16 protein-coding genes and 3 pseudogenes are annotated in these 22,492 nt (G+C 70.4%); 8 read left to right on the top strand and 11 right to left on the bottom strand.

Translation table 11 applies throughout. From position 1 onward, the window contains the following. Positions 1-101 precede the first annotated feature (101 nt). The 7 genes and pseudogenes from ABZ822_RS23095 to ABZ822_RS23065 all read right to left on the bottom strand — a co-directional run bounded on the left by ABZ822_RS23095 (position 102) and on the right by ABZ822_RS23065 (position 5,248). Positions 102-809 (bottom strand): M24 family metallopeptidase, encoded by a 708-nt coding sequence (locus ABZ822_RS23095; RefSeq protein WP_360857280.1) that lies wholly within the window; start codon positions 807-809, stop codon positions 102-104. 320 nt (positions 810-1,129) lie between these two features. Beyond that, positions 1,130-1,514, bottom strand: a pseudogene (locus ABZ822_RS23090) (oxidoreductase C-terminal domain-containing protein); the annotation flags it as partial. Between the two features lie 44 nt (positions 1,515-1,558). Continuing rightward, the gene (locus tag ABZ822_RS23085) at positions 1,559-2,443 is read right to left on the bottom strand and encodes a hypothetical protein (protein ID WP_360857277.1); all 885 of its coding nucleotides are present in this window, start codon (positions 2,441-2,443) and stop codon (positions 1,559-1,561) included. 152 nt (positions 2,444-2,595) lie between these two features. Next, positions 2,596-2,859 carry a hypothetical protein gene (locus ABZ822_RS23080; protein ID WP_360857274.1) on the bottom strand — a complete coding sequence of 88 codons (264 nt, stop codon included), beginning with the start codon at positions 2,857-2,859 and terminating at the stop codon, positions 2,596-2,598. Between the two features lie 176 nt (positions 2,860-3,035). Further along, positions 3,036-3,676, bottom strand: a pseudogene (locus ABZ822_RS23075) (DUF2238 domain-containing protein). A gap of 473 nt (positions 3,677-4,149) precedes the next feature. Continuing rightward, positions 4,150-4,503, bottom strand: a complete 354-nt coding sequence (locus tag ABZ822_RS23070; RefSeq protein WP_360857271.1) for a VOC family protein — start codon at positions 4,501-4,503, stop codon at positions 4,150-4,152. Between the two features lie 289 nt (positions 4,504-4,792). Further along, a complete protein-coding gene (locus ABZ822_RS23065) occupies positions 4,793-5,248 on the bottom strand; it encodes a MarR family transcriptional regulator (RefSeq protein WP_360857268.1) in 456 nt (151 codons plus the stop codon). A 145-nt stretch (positions 5,249-5,393) separates the two neighbouring features. Here ABZ822_RS23065 and ABZ822_RS23060 point away from each other — a divergent pair, with 145 nt between their 5' ends. Then, a complete protein-coding gene (locus ABZ822_RS23060) occupies positions 5,394-6,023 on the top strand; it encodes an NAD(P)-binding domain-containing protein (protein WP_360857265.1) in 630 nt (209 codons plus the stop codon). A gap of 232 nt (positions 6,024-6,255) precedes the next feature. Here ABZ822_RS23060 and ABZ822_RS23055 read toward each other — a convergent pair whose 3' ends face one another. From ABZ822_RS23055 to rph, 4 genes are all read right to left on the bottom strand, one after another. After that, positions 6,256-7,146 (bottom strand): SDR family oxidoreductase, encoded by an 891-nt coding sequence (locus ABZ822_RS23055; RefSeq protein ID WP_360857263.1) that lies wholly within the window; start codon positions 7,144-7,146, stop codon positions 6,256-6,258. A gap of 72 nt (positions 7,147-7,218) precedes the next feature. Continuing rightward, positions 7,219-7,668 (bottom strand): SRPBCC family protein, encoded by a 450-nt coding sequence (locus tag ABZ822_RS23050; RefSeq protein WP_360857260.1) that lies wholly within the window; start codon positions 7,666-7,668, stop codon positions 7,219-7,221. 78 nt (positions 7,669-7,746) lie between these two features. Next, positions 7,747-8,571, bottom strand: coding sequence for a SigB/SigF/SigG family RNA polymerase sigma factor (locus tag ABZ822_RS23045; RefSeq protein ID WP_360857257.1), 825 nt, complete (start codon positions 8,569-8,571; stop codon positions 7,747-7,749). Between the two features lie 316 nt (positions 8,572-8,887). Beyond that, positions 8,888-11,491, bottom strand: coding sequence for a rifamycin-inactivating phosphotransferase (gene rph / locus ABZ822_RS23040; RefSeq protein WP_360857644.1), 2,604 nt, complete (start codon positions 11,489-11,491; stop codon positions 8,888-8,890). Positions 11,492-12,434: 943 nt separating this feature from the next. On the opposite strand from rph, the gene ABZ822_RS23035 reads away from it, so the two are divergent. The 7 genes and pseudogenes from ABZ822_RS23035 to ABZ822_RS23005 all read left to right on the top strand — a co-directional run. Then, positions 12,435-13,643: an MFS transporter gene (locus ABZ822_RS23035; RefSeq protein WP_360857254.1), complete on the top strand. Its 1,209-nt coding sequence runs from the start codon at positions 12,435-12,437 to the stop codon at positions 13,641-13,643. A gap of 264 nt (positions 13,644-13,907) precedes the next feature. Further along, a complete protein-coding gene (locus ABZ822_RS23030) occupies positions 13,908-15,569 on the top strand; it encodes an amino acid adenylation domain-containing protein (protein ID WP_360857251.1) in 1,662 nt (553 codons plus the stop codon). A 124-nt stretch (positions 15,570-15,693) separates the two neighbouring features. Next, positions 15,694-17,133, top strand: a complete 1,440-nt coding sequence (locus ABZ822_RS23025) for a citrate/2-methylcitrate synthase (RefSeq protein ID WP_360857248.1) — start codon at positions 15,694-15,696, stop codon at positions 17,131-17,133. Further along, positions 17,130-19,799 (top strand): aconitate hydratase AcnA, encoded by a 2,670-nt coding sequence (gene acnA, locus ABZ822_RS23020; protein ID WP_360857245.1) that lies wholly within the window; start codon positions 17,130-17,132, stop codon positions 19,797-19,799. Before ABZ822_RS23025 ends, acnA begins: the two co-directional genes overlap by 4 nt. Beyond that, positions 19,796-21,190 (top strand): DUF6025 family protein, encoded by a 1,395-nt coding sequence (locus ABZ822_RS23015; RefSeq protein ID WP_360857242.1) that lies wholly within the window; start codon positions 19,796-19,798, stop codon positions 21,188-21,190. The genes acnA and ABZ822_RS23015 overlap by 4 nt, the downstream gene beginning before the upstream one ends. Beyond that, entirely contained in the window at positions 21,181-22,191 is a 1,011-nt protein-coding gene (locus tag ABZ822_RS23010) for an enolase C-terminal domain-like protein (RefSeq protein WP_360857240.1), read from the top strand. The genes ABZ822_RS23015 and ABZ822_RS23010 overlap by 10 nt, the downstream gene beginning before the upstream one ends. Beyond that, positions 22,188-22,492, top strand: a pseudogene (locus tag ABZ822_RS23005) (D-2-hydroxyacid dehydrogenase family protein); the annotation flags it as partial. The gene ABZ822_RS23010 and the pseudogene ABZ822_RS23005, both read left to right, overlap by 4 nt.

Below are 22,492 nucleotides of genomic sequence, written 5' to 3'. Positions count from 1 at the left end.
GTCCCGGGCGTGCGATCGCACCATGGCTTCAGAGCTTCGTAGCTCGCGCCGGCCCCCCGCCGGAACTGACGGCACTGGCCTGCCGGACTTACAGCCGGGCATCAGGCCAGGTCGAGGAGCTGTTCGTAGAACCCTCCGAAGCCCCGTTCCCGGTCGACCAGATGAAGCTCGAGAATCCAGTGGCAGGTCCGGCCCGCGCGGTCGGTGCGGCGCAACGGGGTGTCGTTCTCGGGAGTGATGTAGGACTCGGCCTTGGCGCCGTCGTTCGTCTCGTGCGGGAATTCGCCGACCAGGTGACCGGCGTGCCAGATCCCGATGCTCCAGCCGGCCGCTGTGGCGAGGCGCTCGACCTCGGCATGCAGCTGGCGCCCGGTGATGTCCGGGTCTGCGGCGAAGTACGCACGACCGGCGTCGAAGATGCGCGGCAGGTCATGCAGGAGAGCGTGCTTGCGGCGGTCGTCGCCGAAGACGTACGTGCGGCCGAAGTCCGCCTCGTACTCCTCGAAGATCGGCCCGAAGTCGGCGAAGACGACGTCATCGGATGCGATGACCCGGTCCGGGGGATTGTCCTGGTAGGGCCGGAGGGTGTTGGGCCCGGAGCGGATGATCCGCTTATGCCAGTGCCTGGTGGTGCCGAACATCTCGTTGGCCACGTCGCGGACCAGGTCGCTGACTTCGCGCTCCCCCCTGCCGGGCGACACCAGCCCGCGCGCCTCCATCTCGGCGAACAGCGCGATGGCCTTCTCCTGAGCCGCAACCAGCCGCTCGACCCGCTGGGTTTCCGGAACATCCGGTGTCTCGTCCGTCACGAAGCTTCCCTCCCGTGGTGTCGGGTGCGCTACTGAGATCGCCGCAGCAAGGTGCCGCTCCGGGCACGTGGCCGATGCGCGCGCACTCCCGTCGATCCTCGTAGTGCTGCCTCCGCGGCGGCGACGGGCCCTCGCCACAGTTCCGGACCTGGTACGCCCTGTCACTACGTCCAACATCTCGTTCTCACCTGCGAGGCATCTTGGGTGATGCACCAAGTACGTTCCAGGCGATCCTTCAGCGAGGCGTACTACGGTCGCCCCGGGAAGCAGGTCGACCCGGCGGCCTCCCCAAGGATGTTCGCCTGACAACCCTTGCCATATCAGCCGGTCCTGTCGGGGCGTTCGAGAAGGTGTGTCAGGGGCACGTCGGTATCGGCGAGTTCGTGTGCGCCGACCGGCCGGCCGGAGGTGACGAGGTCGCGGCTCGGGTCGGTGACGTCCCGGACGTCGACGTTCATCCCGGCCAGCACACGGTTGTCGGCAAGCCAGAAGGCGATGGATTCCCGGGTGTCGGTCCTGCCGCGGAAGACCACCTGGTCGTAGGCGGCGGGTTCGACGTAACCCGTGTACTCCATGCCCAGGTCGTACTGGTCGGTGAAAAGTACGGAGCGCGGTCGTACGTCACGTCCAGGCCGAGCATCGCGCTGGCGGCGCGGCCTGCGGCTGGTTGAGGGCGTTGGCCCAGTGCTCGACGCGGATGTGCTTGCCGCCGCCGAAGCAGCGCGCTGCCTCCGGCCTGCTTCCGTCGGTCATGGGGAACGAATGGTGTACGCCGCTCCCCCCGTGGCCCCGCTGTCCCGCCTGAGTTCCACCCGCAGGGTGGTGGCCTCGGCCGTCAGCTCGAAACTCCCGGTGCCGACCTCGCGGGAACAGCGAATGCGCTCGGAGGCCTCCGCCTTTCCGGAGACGCCGGAGATCGTCATGGAGCGGGTCCCCAGGCAGGCGGCGAGCACCCTGATCCGCTGGCCCTTCTTCACGTCGACGATCGATCCCGGAATGCCCTCGCGCAGGCTGCCCGACGCCAGTCCGAGATTGATCCCCTCACTCTCCTCGTCCGGGAGGAAGGCGCGCGCCTCATCCGCCCGGAGATCGTCCTCGACGGTTTCGGCGTCCTCCGGGACGGCCTGAACGGTGAATCCCACGGCTCCCTTGACGCTTTGCGGTGTGGCGGTCACCTGGACACGACCATCCTCGACCGGGAAGACGTACGGCACGGGCCTCGGCGCATCGTCCGTACAGCTCGCCCTCCGGGTCTTCGAACGCTTCTCACCGCTGACGACCGCCAGGGCCACGCTGCCGCGCCCCGTACACGCCAGATCGACCTTCACGGACTGACCACGGTGCAGGTCGGTGTCATAGACCCCTTGCAGCATTCCTCTCCGTCCGGCTCCGACTTCCGGCCCGAGCCGTTTCTCGTCGGAGAATGCCCCGTCGCCCGGATTCTTCAGAGCCAGTTCGACGAGTCTGGTCTGGCTCTCCTCGAAAGCGGTGAGCTTCTTCGGAGAACGGCTCGGGGACGCCGGCCGGCCCTCGCTCTGCGCGCTGCCACATGCCGCCGTACCCACGAGAACGCCGACGGTCAGACCGCCGGCGAGAACGGCGGCACGAACGCGGGACCACGGAGGACGGCTCACGAGGGGTATTTCTTCCTGGGAGGAGCGCAATCCCGAGACCATAGGCGGGCCGGCTCACTCACCTCATGAGGATCCGGTACTCAACCTTCGCCAGGTCTCAGCGAAACAGATGAGCCGCCGGCCGGCGCCGCCGCCTTCGGAAGCGAACCGCGCTACAGGCCGATCTGCCACGGAAAGGGCGGGAGTTCCGCCGCGCGGCAGTAGATGTCCATCGCCCAGGGCAGCAGTGCCGCCACCGGATGCAGCCGGGCCCCTTCCAGGCTGGCGAGCTGCCGGGCACTGTGCTGGAAGCAGCCGGTGATCTCTTTCCCGTCCGCGGTCACGACCGTCACCGCCGACAGCACTCCCTGGCACGGGGTCGGGTCCGCCTCGTCAGCCGCAGCGCACCGCTGGGCCGTGGTCTTCCGTTCATCCATCGCCTGCTCCCCCTCTGAACCGCGTCCGGCATGGAAGCGATTCCCGAACCGGCCCTGTTCACCGGTGAGTTGGGGAAGGCATGGCGAGGTGTTGACGGCCCCTTACCTTCGTGCGCCCCTCCGCAGCGCCATCCGCGCCCCCGGTCCGGTCGATGCCCCGGCCATTTCCCCGGCGTTCAGCCGACCCCGGTCCGTGGCCCGCGCAGACGCTCGAGCTGGCGGTCATGGAGGCGGCTGAGGACGAGGAGTGCGACAACGGCCCCGGTCATCGCGCAGAACATGTCCCACTGGGTGTCCCAGACATCACCCTGCGTGGCGAGGAAGTCGTCGGCCGCCTCGCCGCCGATCAGGGCAGCCCACCATTCCAGGAGTTCGAAGAAGCCGCTGAACGCCATGCAGGCGCGACCGTCAACGGCGCCAGCCACCGGCTGCCGCGCAGCGGGGAGGTACGGACCAGGAGCTCGCGGACGAGGACGGCCGGGACGAACCCCTGCATGAGGTGGCCGATCCGGTCGTACGGGTTACGGGAGAGGTCCAGTGCGTCCTGCAGCCATGCGCCCAGGGGCACGCGGGCGTAGGTGTAGTGGCCTCCGGCGGCCAGGACGAGTGCGTGGAGCGCCAGGAGGCAGCACAGCAGACCGGTGAGCGGGAACCGGCGCCACGTCATGACGAGGAGGGGCAGGCCGACGAGAACCCACATGGTTTCCAGGAACCACGTCGGGCGGTCGTACGGGCTGATGCCGGACGCGATGAGTCCGGCGAGGACGAGTACGGCCAGCGCGGCGGGAAGCCGGCGTCGTTCGTCGACGACATCCATCGCGGCCTCCTTCCGTCGGTTCCAGGCGCTGCGGAGCTGCGAGTGAATGCGGCTCAGCATGTCGGGCCCGGATCAGCCGGGCATGAGTACGCGTACTCATGCCCGGCCCCCTCCTGGACGGGTGTGAGCGCCGACGGCCTCCCCCGCGATCGAGCGCGGGGCATGCCGACGCGATGGAGGTCGGAGGGTTTCCGCCGCCTGCGGGGAAGGGGGACGCATCCGGGTGCCGAGCCGTGGTCGGTCGGCTCCTCCGGCGGCGCGACCGGAGACCGGGCCGACACTCGCGCAGTGCGCCGGGGCGTCATCCTGATGGGCCCTGCTTGGCGCTGCCGGTGACGGAGCCACCAAGGTGCTCCCGTGACAGCCCGCAGACGGCGTTGGTGGGACATGGCCGAGCGGGCCCCGCCCGCCCCAGGTTCACACCACGACGACCTGGTGGTCCGCCAGGACGTGATCGCCCGCGGGGAGACGCGTCAGGCGGGCTGCCACAGCTCGACCCGGTTGCCCTCAGGGTCGGTGACCCAGCCGAATCGGCCGACACCGTCCATGTCCTCCGTCTCCTCAGCCACGTCCGCTCCCTTGGCGCGCAGCTGCGCGAGCATCGCATCCAGGTCGTCGACGCGGAAGTTGAGCATGGTCTGCTGGTCGCGGGACCCGAAGTAGTCGGTGTCGGACTCGAACGCCGCGAACACCGTCGGCCCGGCCGCCTGATGCCACAGGCCGTGCTCACCCAGGTCCAGACCCAGGCAGTCGCGGTACCACGCGCTCAGGGCCTCGGTGTCAGCGGCACGTATGAAATATCCACCAATTCCTCGTACACGTTCCATTCCGTCATCGTGCCAGAGCGGCGACCGGCCGACGGCCGGGTCGGCTACTCACTCCCCGCCACACTCACTCCAGGGCACCGCCGTTGCCCCACGAAACAACTTGCCCCCTTCCCGTCGCCGCACGGGGCGGGAAAGGGGCCGTGTCACCCGAGCCGACGTTCAGGGCCGACAGCCGGCGCGGGGCCGGTTGATCGTCATGGATGACGGACAACGGGCCGGCAGATGCGGCGCGCACCTCCGCACGTCGGGGTTGCCGACGCTCCCGGTCACCGGTTGCGGGACGCCGACCCTAGCGCTCGCGGAGGCGGTCGCGGGCGATCGTCATGATCTCGGCGAGGGCGGTGAGCTGGTCCCGGTCGAGCAGGTCGATCAGGCCCTCGCGGACGACCCGTACGTGACTCGGCGCGGCCCGCTCCAGCAGGGCCCGGCCCTTGTCGGTGAGGGCGGCGACCACGCCGCGTTCGTCGTCCGGGCAGGTCTCACGTGTGACCAGACCGGCCTTCTCCAACTGCGTGACCTGGTAGGTCAGTCCGCTGCGTGAGGAGACCAGCAGGTTCGCCAGCTCGGTCATGCGGCGGCGCCGCTCGGGGACTTCCAGGAGCCGGGTCAGGATCTCGTACTGCACCATCGTGATCCCCTCCTGCCGCAGGTCCACCTCGATGCGGCGGTTCAGCAGGCTCGTGGTCTCCAGGAAGGTCACCCAGGCGCGGATCTCGAGGTCGTCCAGCCAGCGCGGTTCGGTCATGGGACCAGTCTAGCCATCTACTTCGAACTCGAAAGACTTGCTTCGAATTCGAAGTAGGTCTACAGTCCTGGACATCGAGAGGTGCTTCGAATTCGAAGCACATGAGTCGTGCGTCGTCGACGACGCCCTTCGAAGGAGATGAACAGTGAAGATCGGGATCATTGGTGCGGGCAACGTGGGTTCGACGCTCGCCCGCCGCCTGGTGGAGACCGGGCACGCGGTGAAGGTGTCCGCCTCCAGCCCCGACTCCCCCCGCCTCGCCGATGTCACGTTCGTCGGCGCCGCCGTCGCGCCCACGGCCGAGGCGGCCGAGTGGGCGGACGTGGTGCTGCTGGCCGTGCCGTTCACCGCGCTCGACGCGACCCTCACCGACGACGTGGTGTCCGCGCTCGACGGGAAGGTCGTCATCGACGCCACCAACCCGCTCGCGCCCGACTTCATGTCGCTCACCATCGGCCACACCACCTCCGCCGCCGAGCAGGTCGCCGTCCGCCTCCCCCGCTCGCGGGTGGTCAAGGCGTTCAACACGGTCCTCGCCGCCACCATGGGCACCCCCGAACTGGGCGGCACCCGGCTGCTGTTGCCCGTCGCGGGGGACGACGCCGCCGCCAAGTCGATCGTCGTCGACCTCGGCATACAGCTGGGCTTCGACGCGGTCGACGCCGGGGCGCTGCTCAACGCCCGCTACCTGGAGCCGGCTGCCGAACTCCTCCTCCAGTTCGCCTTCGGCCAGAGCATGGGGGCGGGTGTCGGGTTCGCGCTGGCCCGTGGCTGACCGGTACGCGTTACCGGTCCCGTCGGGACGGGGGACGTACGCACGGATCAAACCGGCACGTGGGGGCTGGGGCGATCCGTCCGGAACCCGTTCCGTACGGACATCGGGCGGGGGCCTTCGTGGGGGAGGCTCCCGCCCGCCGTACCGGAGTTCGGCTGAGTCACCGCACAGCCGCATCGCCCTTCCGGCCGCGGCTGGGGTTAGGTACCGATCCGGCACTGGCGTGGCACGGCTAGAAGCGACTGCCGGAGAGCCCCTGGCGGCTGGGGAGGTCTGCTTCGCCGCCGCGCCCGAGAAGACCCGTGGGACGGAACGCCTCGGGCGACTCCCGGGCGAGAACGCGGCGAGCGCGCCATGTCGCGAGTCCGGGGACCAGGGCTTGCCCGGCCTGGACGGCGCGCAGCCACCGCTGCACGTAGACGGCGGGGGCCCGGCGTTCGATGCCGTACACCATCCTTTCTGCGACGAATTCGGGCGAGTAAGTCTTCTGGCCCTTCCACGGCAGTCCGTTGCGCAGCAGACGAAGAGCGGCATGCTGGTCGGCCGCGTGGATCATCTCGGTGTCGGTCCAGGTGAGATAGGCGACGCCGGTGTCGACGCCTTGATGGGCGACCTCGCCCCGCAGTGCCTGGGTGAAGGCGCCCACGCCTGCTTTGGAAGCGCAGTAGGCGGTCATCATCGGAGAGGGGGCGAAGGCCGCGAGCGAGGCGACCTGGAGGTAGTAGCCGCGTGTGTCCAGGAGAGCGGGCAGGAAGACGCGGGCCGTCACCGAGCTGCCGATCAGATTGACTTCGATCACCCGGCGCCAGGTCTCCGGATCGTCCTCCAGGAACGGGCCCCCGGACGCGATGCCGGCGTTGGCCACCACTACCGAGGGTGGGCCCTGCCGTTCCTGGACAGCTTCCGCGGCATGGGTCATGGCGTGGTGGTCCGTGATGTCGACTTCCCGCGCGAACGCCCCGGGGAGTTCGTCGGCGAGTCGGCGGAGCCTGTCCCCCTCGTGCCCGAGAAGGGCCAGGCGGGCACCCCGTCGGAAGAGCGCTCGTGCCACGGCCTCACCGATGCCGCGCGCCGCACCCGTCACCACCACGATCCGGCCGCACAAAGGGGATTCGGCACTCACGTTCTCGCGCTTCTCGTTCGACGGGTGTACGGGAGTTGCACCGGCGGTTCGCATGCGCCTCCTGCCTCTCTGTCAGACTTCGCCGCGCCAGGCTCCCGTAGCCGTGCCGCGGGACTCGATGAACTGCTTGAACCGTCCGAGATCCCCGGTCACTTGGCGCTTGACGAAGCCGAGCTTGTCTCCGACCGTTTCGGCCAGTCCTTCGGGGTCGAAGTCCATTTGCAGCATCACCTTGGTCTTCGTGTCATTGATGCGATGAAAGGTCACCACTCCGGCTTGCTTCGCCTCTCCCTCGACGGTGGTCCATGCGACCCGCTCGTCCGGGATCTGCTCCGTGATCCGCGCGTCGAATTCCCGCTTGACATCCGCCACACTGGTCACCCAGTGCGTGAGGGTGTCGGAGCGCTGATCGATCCGCTCGACCCCGTCCATGAACTCGGGGAATGACTCGAACTGAGTCCACTGGTTGTAGGCGGTGTGTACAGGAACGTCGACCTGGATGGATTCCTCAACCTGCGACATGGTCTTGCCTGCCTTTCGTGTGATGGTTGCGCGGGACAACGGCGTAGTCCTGTCGCCCACTCAAAGGACTCGACGGACTCAGTTGCGCATGTCGGCCATGACGTGGTCGCAGACCGTCTCGCAGGTCCGTCTGATGATGCGGGATATGTGCATCTGCGAGACGCCGACCTCCTCCGCTATGCGGTGCTGGGTCATGTTCCGGAAGAACCGCAGATACAGAACGTCCCGCTCGCGGTCGGTCAGACTCGCGAGCTCCGGCCTGACGGACTCCCGGTCGACGATGCGGTCGTATCCGGTCTCCTGGTCGCCGAGCATGTCGGCAAGGGTGAACGCGTTCTCGGAGTCGGAGACCGGGGCATCGAGCGAGAGGGTGCTGTAGCTGTCGAGCGCCTCCATGCCCGCACGGACCTCGTTCTCGGTCATGCCGGTGTACTCGGCGATCTCCACCAGGGCGGGGGCGCGGCCATCGAGGGCATGGGAGAGCTCACGGCGCGCGATCCGGACGCGGTTGCGCGCGTCCTGCACCCGGCGGGGTACGTGCACACCCCAGGTGTAGTCGCGGAAGTGACGCTTGATCTCGCCGACGACGGTGGGCACGGCGAAGCTCGCGAAGGCCAGGCCACGACCGGGGTCGTAGCGCCTCACGGCCTTCACCAGGCCGAGGGCGGCCACCTGTTCCAAGTCCTCGAGGGGCTCCCCGCGGTTGCGGAACCGGCGGGCGAGCCGGCGAGCCATGGGGAGCCATGCCTCCACGACCTGCTGCCGCAGATGTTCCTTCTCGGGTCCTTCCGGGAGGCGTGCGATCTCCTGGAATTCCGCCGCCGTGTCCGGGGCGTCGTCATGGGAGTGCTTCGCCGAAGATCGTTTCGCGTTGCTGCTGGCCTGTGCTGCTGCGGTCGCCATGAGGAAAGCTCCTCTTACGGCAAGAAGGTCACCGCAGAAGACGTCGGAGAGATACGGGCACCCCGCGCGCCTGAGCGCCTACACACAGCTTCCGCGGGTGCCTGCAGTCCGAAGCACACCCTTCGCGTTCCCGCAGCCGCCTCGAAGAAACCGGTACATGACCGAGGATATTCAGTTAATTCAGCACGGAATCGTCAATCCCGCAGACCTCGCACCGTTCGGTGAGTCCCCCATAGGCCAACCCGGCGGCGGAGGGGGACTCACGCGATCATCACCGCACGCCCCGGCTTACGGACAGGCTGCTCGGTGTGGTCGGTCAGGGCAGGATCTCGACGTACCCGTCGGTGCCGTGCACGCGGATCCGCTGACCGTCACGGATCAGGCGGGTGGCACGCTCCACGCCCACGACGGCCGGCAAGCCGTACTCCCGGGCGATCACTGCGCCATGGGTCATCAGGCCGCCCACCTCCGTCACCAGGCCCGCGATTCCGACGAACAGCGGCGACCAGCTCGGGTCCGTGAACGGCGTGACCAGGATGTCGCCCGCTTCGAGATCCGCGTCCGCCATGTCCAGGATGACGCGGGCCCTCCCCTCGACGGTCCCGGCGGACACCGCCAGGCCGACCAGGGCGCCGGCCGGCACGTCGTCGCGCCGGTACGCACCGGTGACGGCCTCACCGTCCGACGTGAGCACCCGGGGTGGTGTGAGCGCGTGGTAGGACCGGAAGGCCTCCTTGCGCCGCTGGATGAGCCGGTCATCCACCTGGTGCGAGCGCACGACGTCGTGGAGTTCCTGGAACGTGAGGTAGAAGACGTCGTCCTTCTCAGGAAGCACGCCGGCCTGCACGAGGCGCTCAGCCTCCTCCGACAGGGCCTGCTTGTAGACGAAGTAGCGGCTGATGATGCCGTACTTCGGGTACTCCCGGTACCCGATGAAGGTTCGGACGCGGTCGATCATCCGCTTGGCCTCGTCGGCTTTCCGGTCCCCGTCCGGCAGGACGCGCAGGCGGGACAGCACGTCCTGTTCCTTCTTCTGCGCCTTCCGCCGCCCTTCCTCGAAGCGCCGCTCGGCGGCGCCCGGTTCGAAGTTCCTGACGTTGTCGAGGATCACGGGTACGAGCGTCGTGGGGCGCTCGCGCCAGCGCGGCCTCGTGATGTCGATCTCCCCGACGCAGCGCATGCCGTACCGGTCGAGGTAGGCCACGATGGCGTCGCGCGCTTCGGCCCCGCCCGCGAGCTTCGGCAGCTCGTCCAGGAAGCCCTCGTCCTCCACTCCCTGCAGGAACGCCACCACCTCCGGCAGCGGGCGGATCACGTCCGCGACGTCGAGCAGCGCCAGTCCCATCTCCGACGTGATGTTGTCGGGGGCGGACAGCGTGAGCGTGTCAGCCGCGTTCTTCTCGCCCAGCCACTCCTGCAGTGTGTCGTTGAGCCACCACGTGGCCTCCATCCCCGCCATGATCGCCTGCATGCTCCGCGGGTCCCTGAGGGCGCGCTTGTGTTCCTCGAAGGCCCGCAGCAGGAAGTCGAAGAGCGCCGGCCCGGTCTTCGTACGGATGTCCCGCTGCAGGGCCTCGACGGACGCCTGGCTGCGCTCGATCAGGTCGGTGACGACGGCCGGATCGGTCTCGATCGGGGCGGGCACGCCGGCGGGCGGCGGCCCGGCGGGGCTCGCGTCCGCGTCCGGGAGCGACGGGACGAAGTCGCCGCGGTCGAGAACGGTCTCCAGCGCGTCCCTCACCAGCGGATCGCCTCTCCCCATGATGTCCAGGAGGGCGGCGCGACTCGCGGGCGAGGCGAGGCGCCGGGTGACGTCGACGAACAGCCTCCCTGCGGCCTCGTGCATCGGCACCATGGCCGTCAGCTGCCACATGGAGAGCCCCAGGGGCTTCATGGGGTCGGTCATCATCTGCTGATGACCGACGGAGACATAGAGGTGATTCTCCTGGTCGCCGGTCTCGGGGACGGGGAACAGCGTCGTGATCGGCCGGCTCTGAACGATCCGGAAGCCGTCGTCGACCAGGCACCATTCGATGTCCTGCGGGCAGCCGAAGTGCGCTTCGATCCGCCGCCCGAGCTGTACGAGCCGTACGACCTGAGCATCCGTCAGCGCGGGCTGCTCCTGCCGCTGCGCGTCGATCTCCACCTCCTGCGTACCGCCGTCCGGCAGAGGCTGAACGGCACGCTGTTTGGCGGCGATCGCCCTGGCGACGACTTCACCGTCGCGCACCGTGAAGACGTCCGGGTTCACCAGGCCGGAGACCAGTGCCTCGCCGAGGCCGAAGCCGGCGTCCACGGTGGCGGCCTTCCGGTTGCCCGTGACGGGGTCGGCCGTGAACAGGATGCCGGCCGCCTGCGGGAAGACCATCCGCTGCACGACCACGGCCATCTGGACCGTACGGTGGTCGATACCGTTCCGCCGGCGGTAGGTCACGGCCCGCTCGGTGAACAGCGAGGCCCAGCACCGGCTGATGTGCTGGAGGATCGCCGCCTGCCCTACGACGTTCAGGTACGTGTCCTGCTGGCCTGCGAAGGAGGCCGTCGGCAGGTCCTCGGCCGTCGCGCTCGAACGGACCGCGTAGGCGGCCTGCCCGCCGAGCCGGTCGAGCGCACGGGTGATCCCCGCCGCGAGATCGGCCGGGACGGCGATCCCTTCGATGGTGCGGCGGATCCGCGCGCTGAGCGTGCGGATCGCCTCCCGGTCGTCCGGGTCCACGCGCGACAACTGATCGAGCTGATCGTCGATCGACGGCGCTTCCGCCATGATCCGCCGGAAGGCGTCCGTCGTCACGCAGAAGCCGACCGGTACGCGGATGCCTTCGATCCGCGACAGCCCGCCCAGGTGCGCGCCCTTGCCGCCGGCGAACGCGACCTGCGTCTCGTCGACCTCGTGAAGATCCAACACGTACGGCTCGATCATCGCGATGCCTCCGAGGCAGCCGTGCTCCGTCGCGGTGCGGTGGCCGATAGCACCACCCGTGCCTCCCACTCTGCCGAACCTCTTGTCCAGCACGTGCTCATCCTTGGCTGCCTTCCCTCGGACGAGTCGGCCTGCCACTCCGCGCGGTCGAGCGGACGTCTCCGCACCCCAGCGCCGCGCGCTCGGGACCGCATGACCGGTCCCTCCACTGATTCGACGTCACCGCGTCCCCCATACGTCGACAACACACGCACGTCGTGCCCCCAATTCCGCAGGTTGTGGCCTCGGCCGAGGATTTTGCGCCACCACCCGGGTCTTGCCGCAAGCCCCCCGGTGCGCTATAAGTTGAGAGTGGCAAGGAGAGGACTCTCCTTGCCTTTGCTTTTTTGGTGCCCCAGGGAACGGACAGGCTTCTCCCGCAGCGGTGGCGCGCCGCATACGGGTACGCGCCGTCGGCCCGGGCGGATGCCTCTTCGGCCCACGGATGCCGGGCAAGGGCCAGGCCCTGCCGAACACCGGCCCACCAGCCACGTCGACCGTCCCGGCCATCCGCGCTGCCCGAACTGAAAGATGCCGCCGGGCCCCGGCTCCCGCAGCACCGGCCAGTACGTGGTCGCGGACCGGTCCACCAGCGTCGGCACCATCAACCGACGGATCGGACCGGCACACACGGAACCGCTGCCCTTCCTGAGGGCGCCGCGAGCGCGCGGCCCGGTCCCGACGACGCGACCCAAGGCCGAACTGCCGTACACCACGGACCAGTTGGCGTCGCCTCATGCATCGTCAGGTCTGAGTACCCATGACTCATGCCATCTGTGAACATCTCGCAGATGATGTTCTCATTCGGTGAAGTTTCTGTGAGCAGAGCAAGGTTTGAGAACATGTCTGGATACGTCGGCCCGACGACCTGTGGGTCCGTCAGCTCCCGTCCCCGGGCCGGGAAATGAGTCGATTAGCCCCGGCCGAGAAGCGACTGGCTGCCGCCGCCCTGGTGCAGTCGCTCGGTATCGGGCTCTTCATGGCCAGCTCCATGGCCTTCTTCACACGCCATGTCGGTCTCAGTCCGAACCAGGTCGGCGTGGGGCTGGCCCTCGCCGGTGCGGTGGCGCTGGGCGTCTCGCTCGGCGGTGGCGTCCTGGCCGACCGCTTCGGCGCACGCAGGGTTCTGGCCGCGCTCTACGTGTGCCGGGCCGTGTGCTGCACCGCGTACGGACTGGTCACGAACTACTGGCAGTTCATGGTCGTGACCCTCTTCGCCATCGCCGCCGACCGGGCCGCACCTCCCGTGCTCCAGGCTCTGGTGGCCGCGTCCGTGACCGATCAGCCGCAGCGCACCCGGCTGCTCGCCGTCATCAATGTGGTCCGCAACTGCGGCCTGGGGGCGGGCGCGATGGCGGCGAGCGCCGCCCTGCTCAGTGACACCCTCTTCGCGTACCGGGTCACCCTGGTGGCGATCGGCGCCGCCTTCCTGGGAGGCGCGGCACTGGTCCTGCGCATACCGGAGCAGGCCGCCGCCCCGGTCCGTGACAAGGACAAGGCCAAGCGGTCCGCCCTGCCCGACCGGCGCTATCTCCTGCTGACCGGCCTGAACTTCCTGCTGTCCTTCTTCGACGCCCTGCTGCTCGTCGCCATGCCCGTCTGGGTGCTGGAGCACACGGACGCGTCGCGAGCGACGGTCTCGATCCTGTTCGCGGTGAACACCGGGCTCGTGGTGCTGCTGCAGATCCCCGTCAGCAAGCTGGCCCAGGGGCTGCGGCGCACCAGCCGCATGATGACGTACGCCGGTGTCGCCCTGGCCGTGTCCAGCCTCTGCTTCGCGGGTGCGGGCGCCGCACACGGCTGGTGGGCGGTGGCCTGGCTGTTCGCGGCGGTCGTGGCCCTGTCGCTCGGCGAAGTCGTCGCCAACTCCGCGGGCTGGGACCTCTCCATCGCCCTGGCGCCGCCCGAGGCCCGCGGACGGTATCTCTCGGTGTTCAACCTCGGCAACGCCGGGCAACGCGTGCTCGGACCGGTCGTGGTCACCGGTCTGCTGCTGAGCACCGGCACGGTGGGCTGGGTCGGCGCGGCCGTGGTCTTCCTGGTGGCAGGAGCGGCCACGGAACGGGTCGCGCTCGGCGCCCGGACCGGGAAGACAGCGATGGCCGACGCGTGAACGCGGCCACGAGCCGGGCCTTGGCCGAACCCGGCTGACAGGCCCCGAAGGGTCCCGCGGACTCCCTTCCGTTCCGCGGCAGTCCCTTCTCGCTGCGCCCTCCAGCTCCCCTCCGGGGAGTCCGCACCAGCGGTCACTCGCGCGCCCGATCAGCCGTCGGGGACCACGTCGCTGCGCCACCTCTTCTGCTCGGCATGCCCGTTCACACCATCCGCGACCGACGGCCGCGCCGATCCCCACGCACATCCGCACTGGAGGAACGACATGAGCACCACCCACGACCTGCCCACCCAGCAGCTCATCGCGGGGGTCCGCACATCCGCCCCGCCGCACACCGGTCTGGCCTCGGGCTTCCTGCACCACGCCCGGCACAGCCCTGACCGTGTCGCGCTGACGATCGGCAGGCGTGCGTACACGTACGCCGAAGGGGCCGACATCGCGCTGCGCTGGGCGGCGCGGCTCGTCGACGCCGCCGGGGGCCGAAGACCGGAGCGGGTGGGGGTGTTCGCCCACCGCAGCGAGGCGTCGTACCTCGGCTGTCTGGCAGCGCTGTTCGCCGGTGCCGCGTTCGTGCCGCTGAACCGGAAGCTGCCGCTGGAGCGCACCCGTACGATGCTGGAGCGCGCCGACCTCGACGCGGTGATCGTCGACGAGCAGTCGCTGCCCCAGCTCGCACCGCTCCTGGCGGGGCTGCGCAAGCCACCGGCGGTCCTGCTGCCTGGGGGCGGCACGGGCGACCTCGCGGCCGGAGCGGGAACGGCGCCGGGCGCGGTGACGGCGCCCGGCGCGGGAAGGGTGTTCGGCGCGGCCGATCTGGCGCGGACCGCTCCGCTCACGGACCTGCCGCAGGCCGCACCGGACGACCTCGCCTATCTCCTGTTCACCTCAGGGAGCACCGGAGCGCCCAAGGGCGTGCCGATCACCCACGGCAACGTACGCGCCTTCCTCGACGCCGGCCGGGACCGCTACGGGTTCACGTCCGAGGACCGCTTCACGCAGACGTTCGACCAGACCTTCGACCTCTCGGTCTTCGACCTGTTCATGGCCTGGGACCACGGGGCCCGGGTGTGCGCCATGGACCCCATCGAGGTCCTCGCCCCCTTCACCTACCTCGAGCGGAACGGGATCACGGTCTGGTTCTCCGTACCCTCCGTGGCCGTGATGCTCCGTAAGCGGGGCGCGCTGACCCCGGGGCGGATGCCGACGCTCCGCTGGAGCCTCTTCTGCGGCGAGGCCCTGCCCCGGGAGATCGCGGAGACGTGGCAGGCCGCGGCGCCCGCTTCGGTCGTGGAGAACCTCTACGGTCCGACCGAGCTGACCATCGCCTGCTCCGTCCACCGCTGGGACCCGGTGTCGAGCCCGGCCCTGTGCCTGCACGACAACGTGCCCATCGGGCAGCTCTACCCCGGTCTCCACCCGCTGGTCGTCGACGAGACGCACACGCCCGTGCCCGAAGGGGGGACCGGCGAGCTGTGCGTGGCGGGGCCGCAGGCGTCGCCCGGCTACTGGCGCGACCCCGCCCTCACGGCCGAGCGGTTCTTCGTGTACGCGGGCAGGACGTACTACCGCACCGGTGACCTGGTGCGGGAGCGGGAGGGGACGTACGTCTACGTGGGCCGCAACGACCAGCAGGTCAAGGTCGGCGGACATCGGGTCGAACTCGGCGAGATCGAGGCCGTGTTGCGCCGCTCGGGGTGTGCCGAGGCCGCGTGCCTGCTCTGGCCCGACCAGGACTCGATCGCCGCGGTGGTGACCGGCCCGGTCGAGGCGAAGGCTCTCACCGGCGAGGTCGCGGAGGTGCTCCCGGCCTACATGGTGCCCCGGTCCGTCCACGTCATCGACACGATGCCGGTGAACGGCAACGGCAAGACGGACCGGAACGCGCTGCGGGTCCGGATCGACAGCCGTACGACCACCGGGATCTGACGTACCACCAGACGCCGGAGCGAGCCGCCTGAAGGACCACCGGGCGCCGCACGGCAGCCCGGCACACCGGACGCGAGGGGACGCGCAGGTGGGCCACGACCATCACTCACCCAAGGGGGACATCATGCACCGTGTGGACCGGCTCATCGCCCGGGCTCTCGGGATCGACGAGGACAGGGTCACCGACGACCTGGAGTACCAGTCCATCAGGGAGTGGGACTCGCTGGGCCATGTCGCGCTCATGGTCGCGCTCGGCGACGAACTCGGCCTGCAGGTCGACGACGACCGGATCGTGGGGCTCCGTACGGTCGCCGCGATCCGCGCGTTCGCAGGCGGAGGGGAACCGCCGCAGGCCACACCGGAGTCCGCGGAGGGGCCGGCCGTCCACCGGGGCCTGGAGGGGGTCTGCTTCGACCACACCGCGATCACACGGATCGACGGTGCGCGCGGCATCCTGGAGTACCGCGGCTACAGCATCCACGACCTGGCAGGCCGCGCCTCCTTCGAGGAGGTCGCCCATCTGCTGGTCGACGGCGAACTGCCGGACGCGCCCGCCCTGGAGGGCTTCGGGAAGCAGCTCCGCGCCCATCGCGAGCTGCCCGCACCGGTCCTCGACCTCGCCCGGACACTGGCCCGTGCCGGGGCTCACCCGATGGACGCGCTGCGCACCACCGTGTCCGCGCTCGGAGCCTTCTCCCCCGGGCGCGCGCCCGGCACCGACGAGTCGTACGACGAGGCGCGCGAGGCCGGGATGGCGCTGATCGCCCGGATGCCGCTGCTCGTCGCGGCCCATCACGCGTTCCGCTCCGGCCGCGAGCCGGTCGCCGTGCCCGAGGACGCCGGTTACGCGGAGGGCTTCCTCACCGCCCTGACGGGCCGGCCGCCGACGCCCGCCGCGGTGCGGTTCATCGACAAGGGGCTGATCGTCCACGCCGACCACAGCTCCAACGCCTCGGCGTTCACGGCGCGTGTCGCCATCGGCTGCCGGACCGGGATGACCGCCGCGCTGACCGCCGCGGTGGCGGCCTTCGCCGGTTCCGTGCACGGAGGCGCCGCGGAGCGCGTCGTCCGGCTCATCGACGACGTCGGCACCCCGGGCAACGCCGAGGCGTACGTGCGTGAGCTGCACAGCCGCAACGAACCGGTCATGGGGTTCGGGCACCGCGTGTACCGCACCGAGGACCCCCGCGTACGCCATCTCCGCGCCACCGTCGTCGAGTTGAGCGAGGAGCGCGGCGACACCCACGGCCTGGACGTCCTCGACGCCGTCGCCGAGGCCATGCGCCCGTACGCGCGGCACGGCGTCGCGCCCAACGTGGACCTCTACGCCGGACTCGCCTACCGGATGCTGGGCCTGCCCGACGATCTGACGGTGCCGATGTTCGTGGTCGCCAGGACCACGGGCTGGGTCGCCCAGGCCCTCGAACAGCACGCCAACAACGTGCTGATCCGCCCGCTGCTGGAGTACCGCGGCCCAATGGCGCGCCCCTTCCCGGGAACGGGACAGGACGGCGCGGGCACCAGCACCCCCGCCCCGGCCCGAGCAGAGACGAGCGTTTCGTGATCAGCCACGCGCACCTGGCCGGGCGCCAGTACGCCATCCACGACCTGCCGCGGTTCGCCGCCGCGGCACGGGTCGACCTCGCAGCGATCCCCTACAGCGGACGCGTGCTGCTGGAGTCCCTTCTGCGGTCGGGTGAGGACGGTGCGGCGGAGCGGCTGGCGCGGCGTCTCGCCGCCGGGGCGGCGCCGGAGACGGAGATGGCGTTCCGCCCGGCCCGCATCCTGGTGCAGGACTACACCGGCATTCCCCTGCTCACGGACCTGGCGGCGCTCCGCGACCGTACGACGCGGCCCGAGCGCGTGAACCCGGTGCTGCCGGTCGATGTCGTCGTCGACCACTCGGTGCAGACCGACTGGGCGGGGCGGCCTGACGCGCTCGCCCTCAACGAAGCCCTCGAACTCGCCCGCAACGAGGAGCGCTACGCCTTCCTGAAGTGGGCCGAGACGGCGTTCGACGCGGTACGGGTCATCCCTCCGGGGCGCGGCATCGTGCACCAGGTGAATCTGGAGCGGCTGACCACGGTGGTGGCGGCCGGCGAGGACGGTCTGCTCTTCCCGGACACCGTGATCGGCACCGACAGCCACACCACGATGGTGGGCGGTCTCGGCGTTCTCGGCTGGGGCGTCGGGGGCCTGGAGGCCGAGGCCCTGATGCTGGGACTGGCGCAGCCGATCCGTGTACCGCCGATCACCGGGGTCCGGCTCACGGGTGAGCCCCGGCCGGGCACGTCGGCGACGGATCTCGTCCTGACGCTCACCCGCAGGCTCCGCGAGGAGAACGTCCGCGGTCAGATCCTGGAGTTCACCGGCCCCTCGGCCTCCGCCCTCTCCGCGGCCGACCGCTGCACCATCGCCAACATGGCCCCGGAGTACGGCGCGATGGCCGCCTTCTTCCCGGTGGACGGGGAGACGCTGCGGTATCTGCTGCAGACGGGCCGGCCCGTGGAGCAGGTGCGTCGGGTCGAGGAGTACTGCTGGCGGCAGCGGCTGCTGCGCGACGGGACCGAACCGGTCTACGGCCGGACCATCGCGTTCGACCTGGGCGAGGTCGGGGCGAGCGTGTCCGGGCCGAGCCGTCCGGACCAGCAGATCCCGCTGCGTCAACTCCCCGCTTCGTTTGCGGAGTTCCATGCCCGGCCGGTCCGTACGGTGGCGCACGGCGTGTCCGACGGGGACGGCGTGTCCGACGGGGACGTCGTGATCGCCGCCATCACCTCCTGCACCAGCACCTCCAACCCGCGGGCGATGCTCGCGGCTGGACTCCTGGCGCGCCGTGCCGTCGAGCGCGGGCTGACCGTACCGCAGCACGTCAGGACGAGCCTCGCGCCCGGATCGCGCGCGGTCACCCGCTACCTGAGCGACGCCGGGCTGATGCCTTTTCTGGAGAAGCTCGGGTTCCATGTCGTCGGGTACGGCTGCATGACGTGCAACGGCGGCAGCGGACCCCTCGCGGACGGCGTCGGCGACGCCGTGGCCGAACACGGTCTGACGGTCTGCGCGGTCCTCAGCGGCAACCGCAACTTCGAGGCGCGCGTGCACACCCAGGTCCGGGCCGGCTACCTCGCATCGCCGGCCCTCGTCGTGGCCCTGGCCCTCCTCGGCCATGTCCGTACGGATGTGGAGACCGCGCCTCTGGGCACCGACAGCGACGGGAAGCCCGTACATCTGCGGGACCTGTGGCCGGACAGCGCCGAACTGAGCGCGCTGGAGGCCGAGTTCGTGCGCCCGGAGGTCTTCGGTTCCGAGGGCTCCGGCTCCGAGAGCCTCGACTTCGAGGGCTCCGGCACCGGACCGGTTCCGGCCGCGGGCTGGGCGTCCATCACGGGACAGTGCGGCACGACCTTCGCCTGGGACGAGGAGTCGACGTACATCCGCCCGCCCGCCTATGCGGCCGGGGGCCCGGTGGGCGGCGGGAACGACCTCGCCGGGAACCCCGTGGCCGTCGACCCCACGGAACCGCTCGGCACGGAGCCGCTGCGTCACGCGCGGGCGCTCCTGGTGCTCGGCGACGACGTCAGCACCGACCACATCTCCCCCGTGGGCGCGATCCCGCCGGAGTCCCCCGCGGGCACGTATCTGCGTGAGCGCGGTGCGCGGGACCTCAACTCCTACGGATCGCGGCGCGGTAACCACGAGGTGATGGCGCGCGGCACGTTCGGCAACCCGCGGCTGGCCAACCGTCTGACCGGGCCGGGAGACAGCAGCGGTGCGACCCTGCACCTCCCGACCGGCGACCGTGTGCCGGTGTTCGAAGCGGCACGCCGCTACGCCGCGTCGGGCACCCCGCTGATCGTCCTGGCCGGGCGCAACTACGGCATGGGGTCGTCGCGGGACTGGGCCGCCAAGGGGCCGCGGCTGCTCGGCGTACGGGCCGTCCTCGCCGAGAGCTACGAGCGCATCCACCGCGCGAACCTGTGCGCGATGGGCATCCTGCCGCTCCTCCTCCCCGACGGGGGCCGGGCCCGCCTGGGCCTGACCGGGGAGGAGGAGTTCACCCTGGAGGGCCTGGCGAGCATGCGGGAGCGGGGGTCGGTCGAGGTCCGCGCGGACGCGCTGACGTTCACGGCACGCACCGACGTCCACTCCGAGGGCGAGTGGGACGTCCTGCTGGCGGGCGGCGCCCTGCCGTACCTCCTCCGCCGCCTGGAGAGCGGGTCCGCGTCATGAGCCACACGATCGTGGAGGAACTCGATCTCCTGACAGCGGCCGAAGCCGAAGGGCTTGCGGACGGTTCCCGCTCGTTCCTGCCGGTCCACCTCGGCACCCGCGACGTGCCCATCGGCGCCCTGCTCGACCTCGTGCACAAGGAGGACGCGCTGCTGCCGCCGCGCAGCGGGCATCTGGGGAACTGGGAGGACATCGCGCTCGGCCGGTCCGGCCCCATGGACTTCAACACCGCCATCTGCGGCCAGGGGCACGGCTATCCGCTGATCTACGGCTTCACCCGTACGGAGACGGACCCCGCCGGCACGGGTGGCGACGGTGTCTATCTGCCGGGCTCACTCGTCGACCAGGGCAGGCGTACGGAACTGCCGCTGTTCACCTGGGACGGCCGCCGCTTCGCACGCCGGGACCGCGACCGCCCGCTGTTCTGCCCGCTGGTGCAGACCGAGGAGGACGGGACGCTGACCCCGCTCGTCGACGTGCATCTGCGGCGGATGAGGGCGATCACCGGCTACCGCTTCGCCCTGGAGGCGACCGCACTGGTCGACCGCGGTGACGCCGTCGCCGCGATGCTGACCGAACTGCTGGAGCGGGCGAGTCGGCGCGACAACCCGCGGCGGGCGTTCGCCGACCTCGTCAGCCATGCCGTACGCCTGGACGGCGACGTCGCCCGCTGCGAACTCCGGCCCGAGGGCGCCGGCTACCGGCTCGACGGTCACCGCTACGCCTCCGCCCGTGAACTCGCCGAGGCGGCCCTGCTGCCCTTCCGGGCGCTGACCGACCCCGCCCGGTTCTTCGAGCGGATCGGTGAACTGCCCCCGGTGCTCCCGGTGGTGTCCCATCTGCTCACCGGCGTGCTGACGGGCATGTTCGCCACGCACTACCCGGACGGGCCCGCCGCACCCGGCGTCGCTCCCTTCACCACCCATCTGCACTGGGGTGCGCGCTCGATGGCGGGCTGCCCGCCCCGTCGCGGCGGCTACTTCACCAGCAGAGCCGCCGTGCGCGGCATGCGGTCCATCAGCGACGCCCTCGTCGGTCGGTTCGCCGATGCGGCCCCGCTGTGCGTCGTCCTCCTGCCGGCCCCGGTGTTCATGTTGTGCCCGGCCGGTACCGACACCGGCGACACCGAACGCATGGCCGCCCTCTTCCGGGCAGTGACGGCGGCGCGCCCCGGCGAGGAGTACGACGCGGCGCTGGCCTGGCTCCGTACGCACCAGGGCGGGCTCTCGGACTACCTGCGGGGCCGCTTCCGCGAGGGCAGCGGGGTGCCGTACGGCGGAGTGCGACGGGACCCGGCCGTGCCCGTGGAGCCCGACGGCTTCCGTGATCTGACGTTCCGCCAGGCATCGGCGATCGTCGCCGCATTCGAGGAGGTGAGCACATGCGGATGACCCACTACCGCATCGAGGCCGCGCTGTCGGAGCCGTTCGCCGGCACCAGGGGCGTGACCGACGCCGTGCGCCAGAGCGTGGTGCGGCTGCGCTGGGACGGCCTGGAGGGATACGGCACCGCGCTGGGGGCGGCCCCGGCCGAACTCGACCGCTGCATGCGGCTGCTGGTCGGCGCCGACCCGTACCGGTTCGTCCAAACCCTGGACCGGCTGGAGGCCGCGGGCGTACGTCCGGCCGTGACCGCCGCCGTGGACATGGCGCTGCACGATCTGCTGGGCAAACGGGCCGGGCTGCCGCTCCACCGCATGCTCGGGCTCCAGGGCCTGCCGCTGCCTCCCACCGCGCTGTCGATCGGTGTGTGCTCCGACGACGAACTCGCCCGCAGGGGTGAGAAGCTGGCCGACTGGCCGATCCTCAAGCTCAAGCTCACGCCCGAGGACGACGGGAGCCGTGCCGGAGTGCTCCGCGACGTCTACGACGGCCGCATCTGGGTCGACGGCAACGGCTCGTGGACGCCCGAGCGGGCCGTCGAGGTGGCCCACGAACTGCACCGCCACGACGTCGAACTCCTCGAGCAGCCCGTGGCACCCGACCCGGACCCCGCCGGTCTGCGCCACGTCCACGAGCATGCGCCGCTCCTCGTCGTGGCCGACGAGGACTGCCAAGGGCCGGCGGATGTGCTGCGGCTGCGTGACTGCGCGGCGGCCGTCAACATCAAGCTGACCAAATGCGGGGGACTCCGCCGGGCCATGGAGATGATCGCCCTGGCCCAGCACGCGGGGCTGAAGGTCATGCTGGGCTGCAAGACCGAAAGCACCCTGGGCGTCAGCGCGATGGCCCAACTGGCGCAGCTCGCCGACTTCCTCGACCTGGACGGCCACCTCGACCTGCTCGCCGACCCCTTCACCGGGATCGGCGTCGATCGCGGCACGATCACGGTGCCCGACGGCCCCGGCCTGGGCGCCACGCCCACCGACACCCGAGAGGGACTGCTGATATGAAGCTGCGCTGTGCCGTGCTGGACGATTTCCAGGGTGTGGCGATGACGGTGGCCGACTGGTCGCCGGTCGAGCGTGAGGTGGAGGTCGTGTCGTTCGCGGAGCACTTCGCGACCGAGGGCGAACTCGCCGCTGCGCTGGGCGGGTTCGACATCGTCGTGACGCTGCGGGAGCGTGTGCCCTTCCCCGCCTCGCTGTTCGCCGCGCTCCCGAGGCTGAAGCTTCTGGTGGCATCGGGGATGCGGAACTCGGTCATCGACTTCGCCGCGGCCGAGCAGCACGGGGTGACCGTCTGCGGTACGGG

Source organism: Streptomyces sp. NPDC047108, from assembly GCF_040643575.1.
In the GTDB taxonomy this organism is placed as follows: Bacteria; Actinomycetota; Actinomycetes; order Streptomycetales; family Streptomycetaceae; genus Streptomyces.
The sequence above is the reverse complement of the archived record's forward strand: the minus strand, read 5'-3'. Positions and strand labels throughout refer to the sequence as shown.

What these genes read in the sequence shown, in the direction of transcription:
- ABZ822_RS23065 (WP_360857268.1), bottom strand. Translation starts at nt 5,248, where the DNA reads ATGACCGAACCGCGCTGGCTGGACGACCTCGAGATCCGCGCCTGGGTG.
- ABZ822_RS23070 (WP_360857271.1), bottom strand. Translation starts at nt 4,503, where the DNA reads ATGGAACGTGTACGAGGAATTGGTGGATATTTCATACGTGCCGCTGAC.
- ABZ822_RS23025 (WP_360857248.1), top strand. Translation starts at nt 15,694, where the DNA reads ATGCACCGTGTGGACCGGCTCATCGCCCGGGCTCTCGGGATCGACGAG.
- ABZ822_RS23015 (WP_360857242.1), top strand. Translation starts at nt 19,796, where the DNA reads ATGAGCCACACGATCGTGGAGGAACTCGATCTCCTGACAGCGGCCGAA.
- ABZ822_RS23010 (WP_360857240.1), top strand. Translation starts at nt 21,181, where the DNA reads ATGCGGATGACCCACTACCGCATCGAGGCCGCGCTGTCGGAGCCGTTC.
- ABZ822_RS23045 (WP_360857257.1), bottom strand. Translation starts at nt 8,571, where the DNA reads ATGGCGACCGCAGCAGCACAGGCCAGCAGCAACGCGAAACGATCTTCG.
- ABZ822_RS23030 (WP_360857251.1), top strand. Translation starts at nt 13,908, where the DNA reads ATGAGCACCACCCACGACCTGCCCACCCAGCAGCTCATCGCGGGGGTC.
- ABZ822_RS23035 (WP_360857254.1), top strand. Translation starts at nt 12,435, where the DNA reads ATGAGTCGATTAGCCCCGGCCGAGAAGCGACTGGCTGCCGCCGCCCTG.
- rph (WP_360857644.1), bottom strand. Translation starts at nt 11,491, where the DNA reads ATGATCGAGCCGTACGTGTTGGATCTTCACGAGGTCGACGAGACGCAG.
- ABZ822_RS23050 (WP_360857260.1), bottom strand. Translation starts at nt 7,668, where the DNA reads ATGTCGCAGGTTGAGGAATCCATCCAGGTCGACGTTCCTGTACACACC.
- ABZ822_RS23080 (WP_360857274.1), bottom strand. Translation starts at nt 2,859, where the DNA reads ATGGATGAACGGAAGACCACGGCCCAGCGGTGCGCTGCGGCTGACGAG.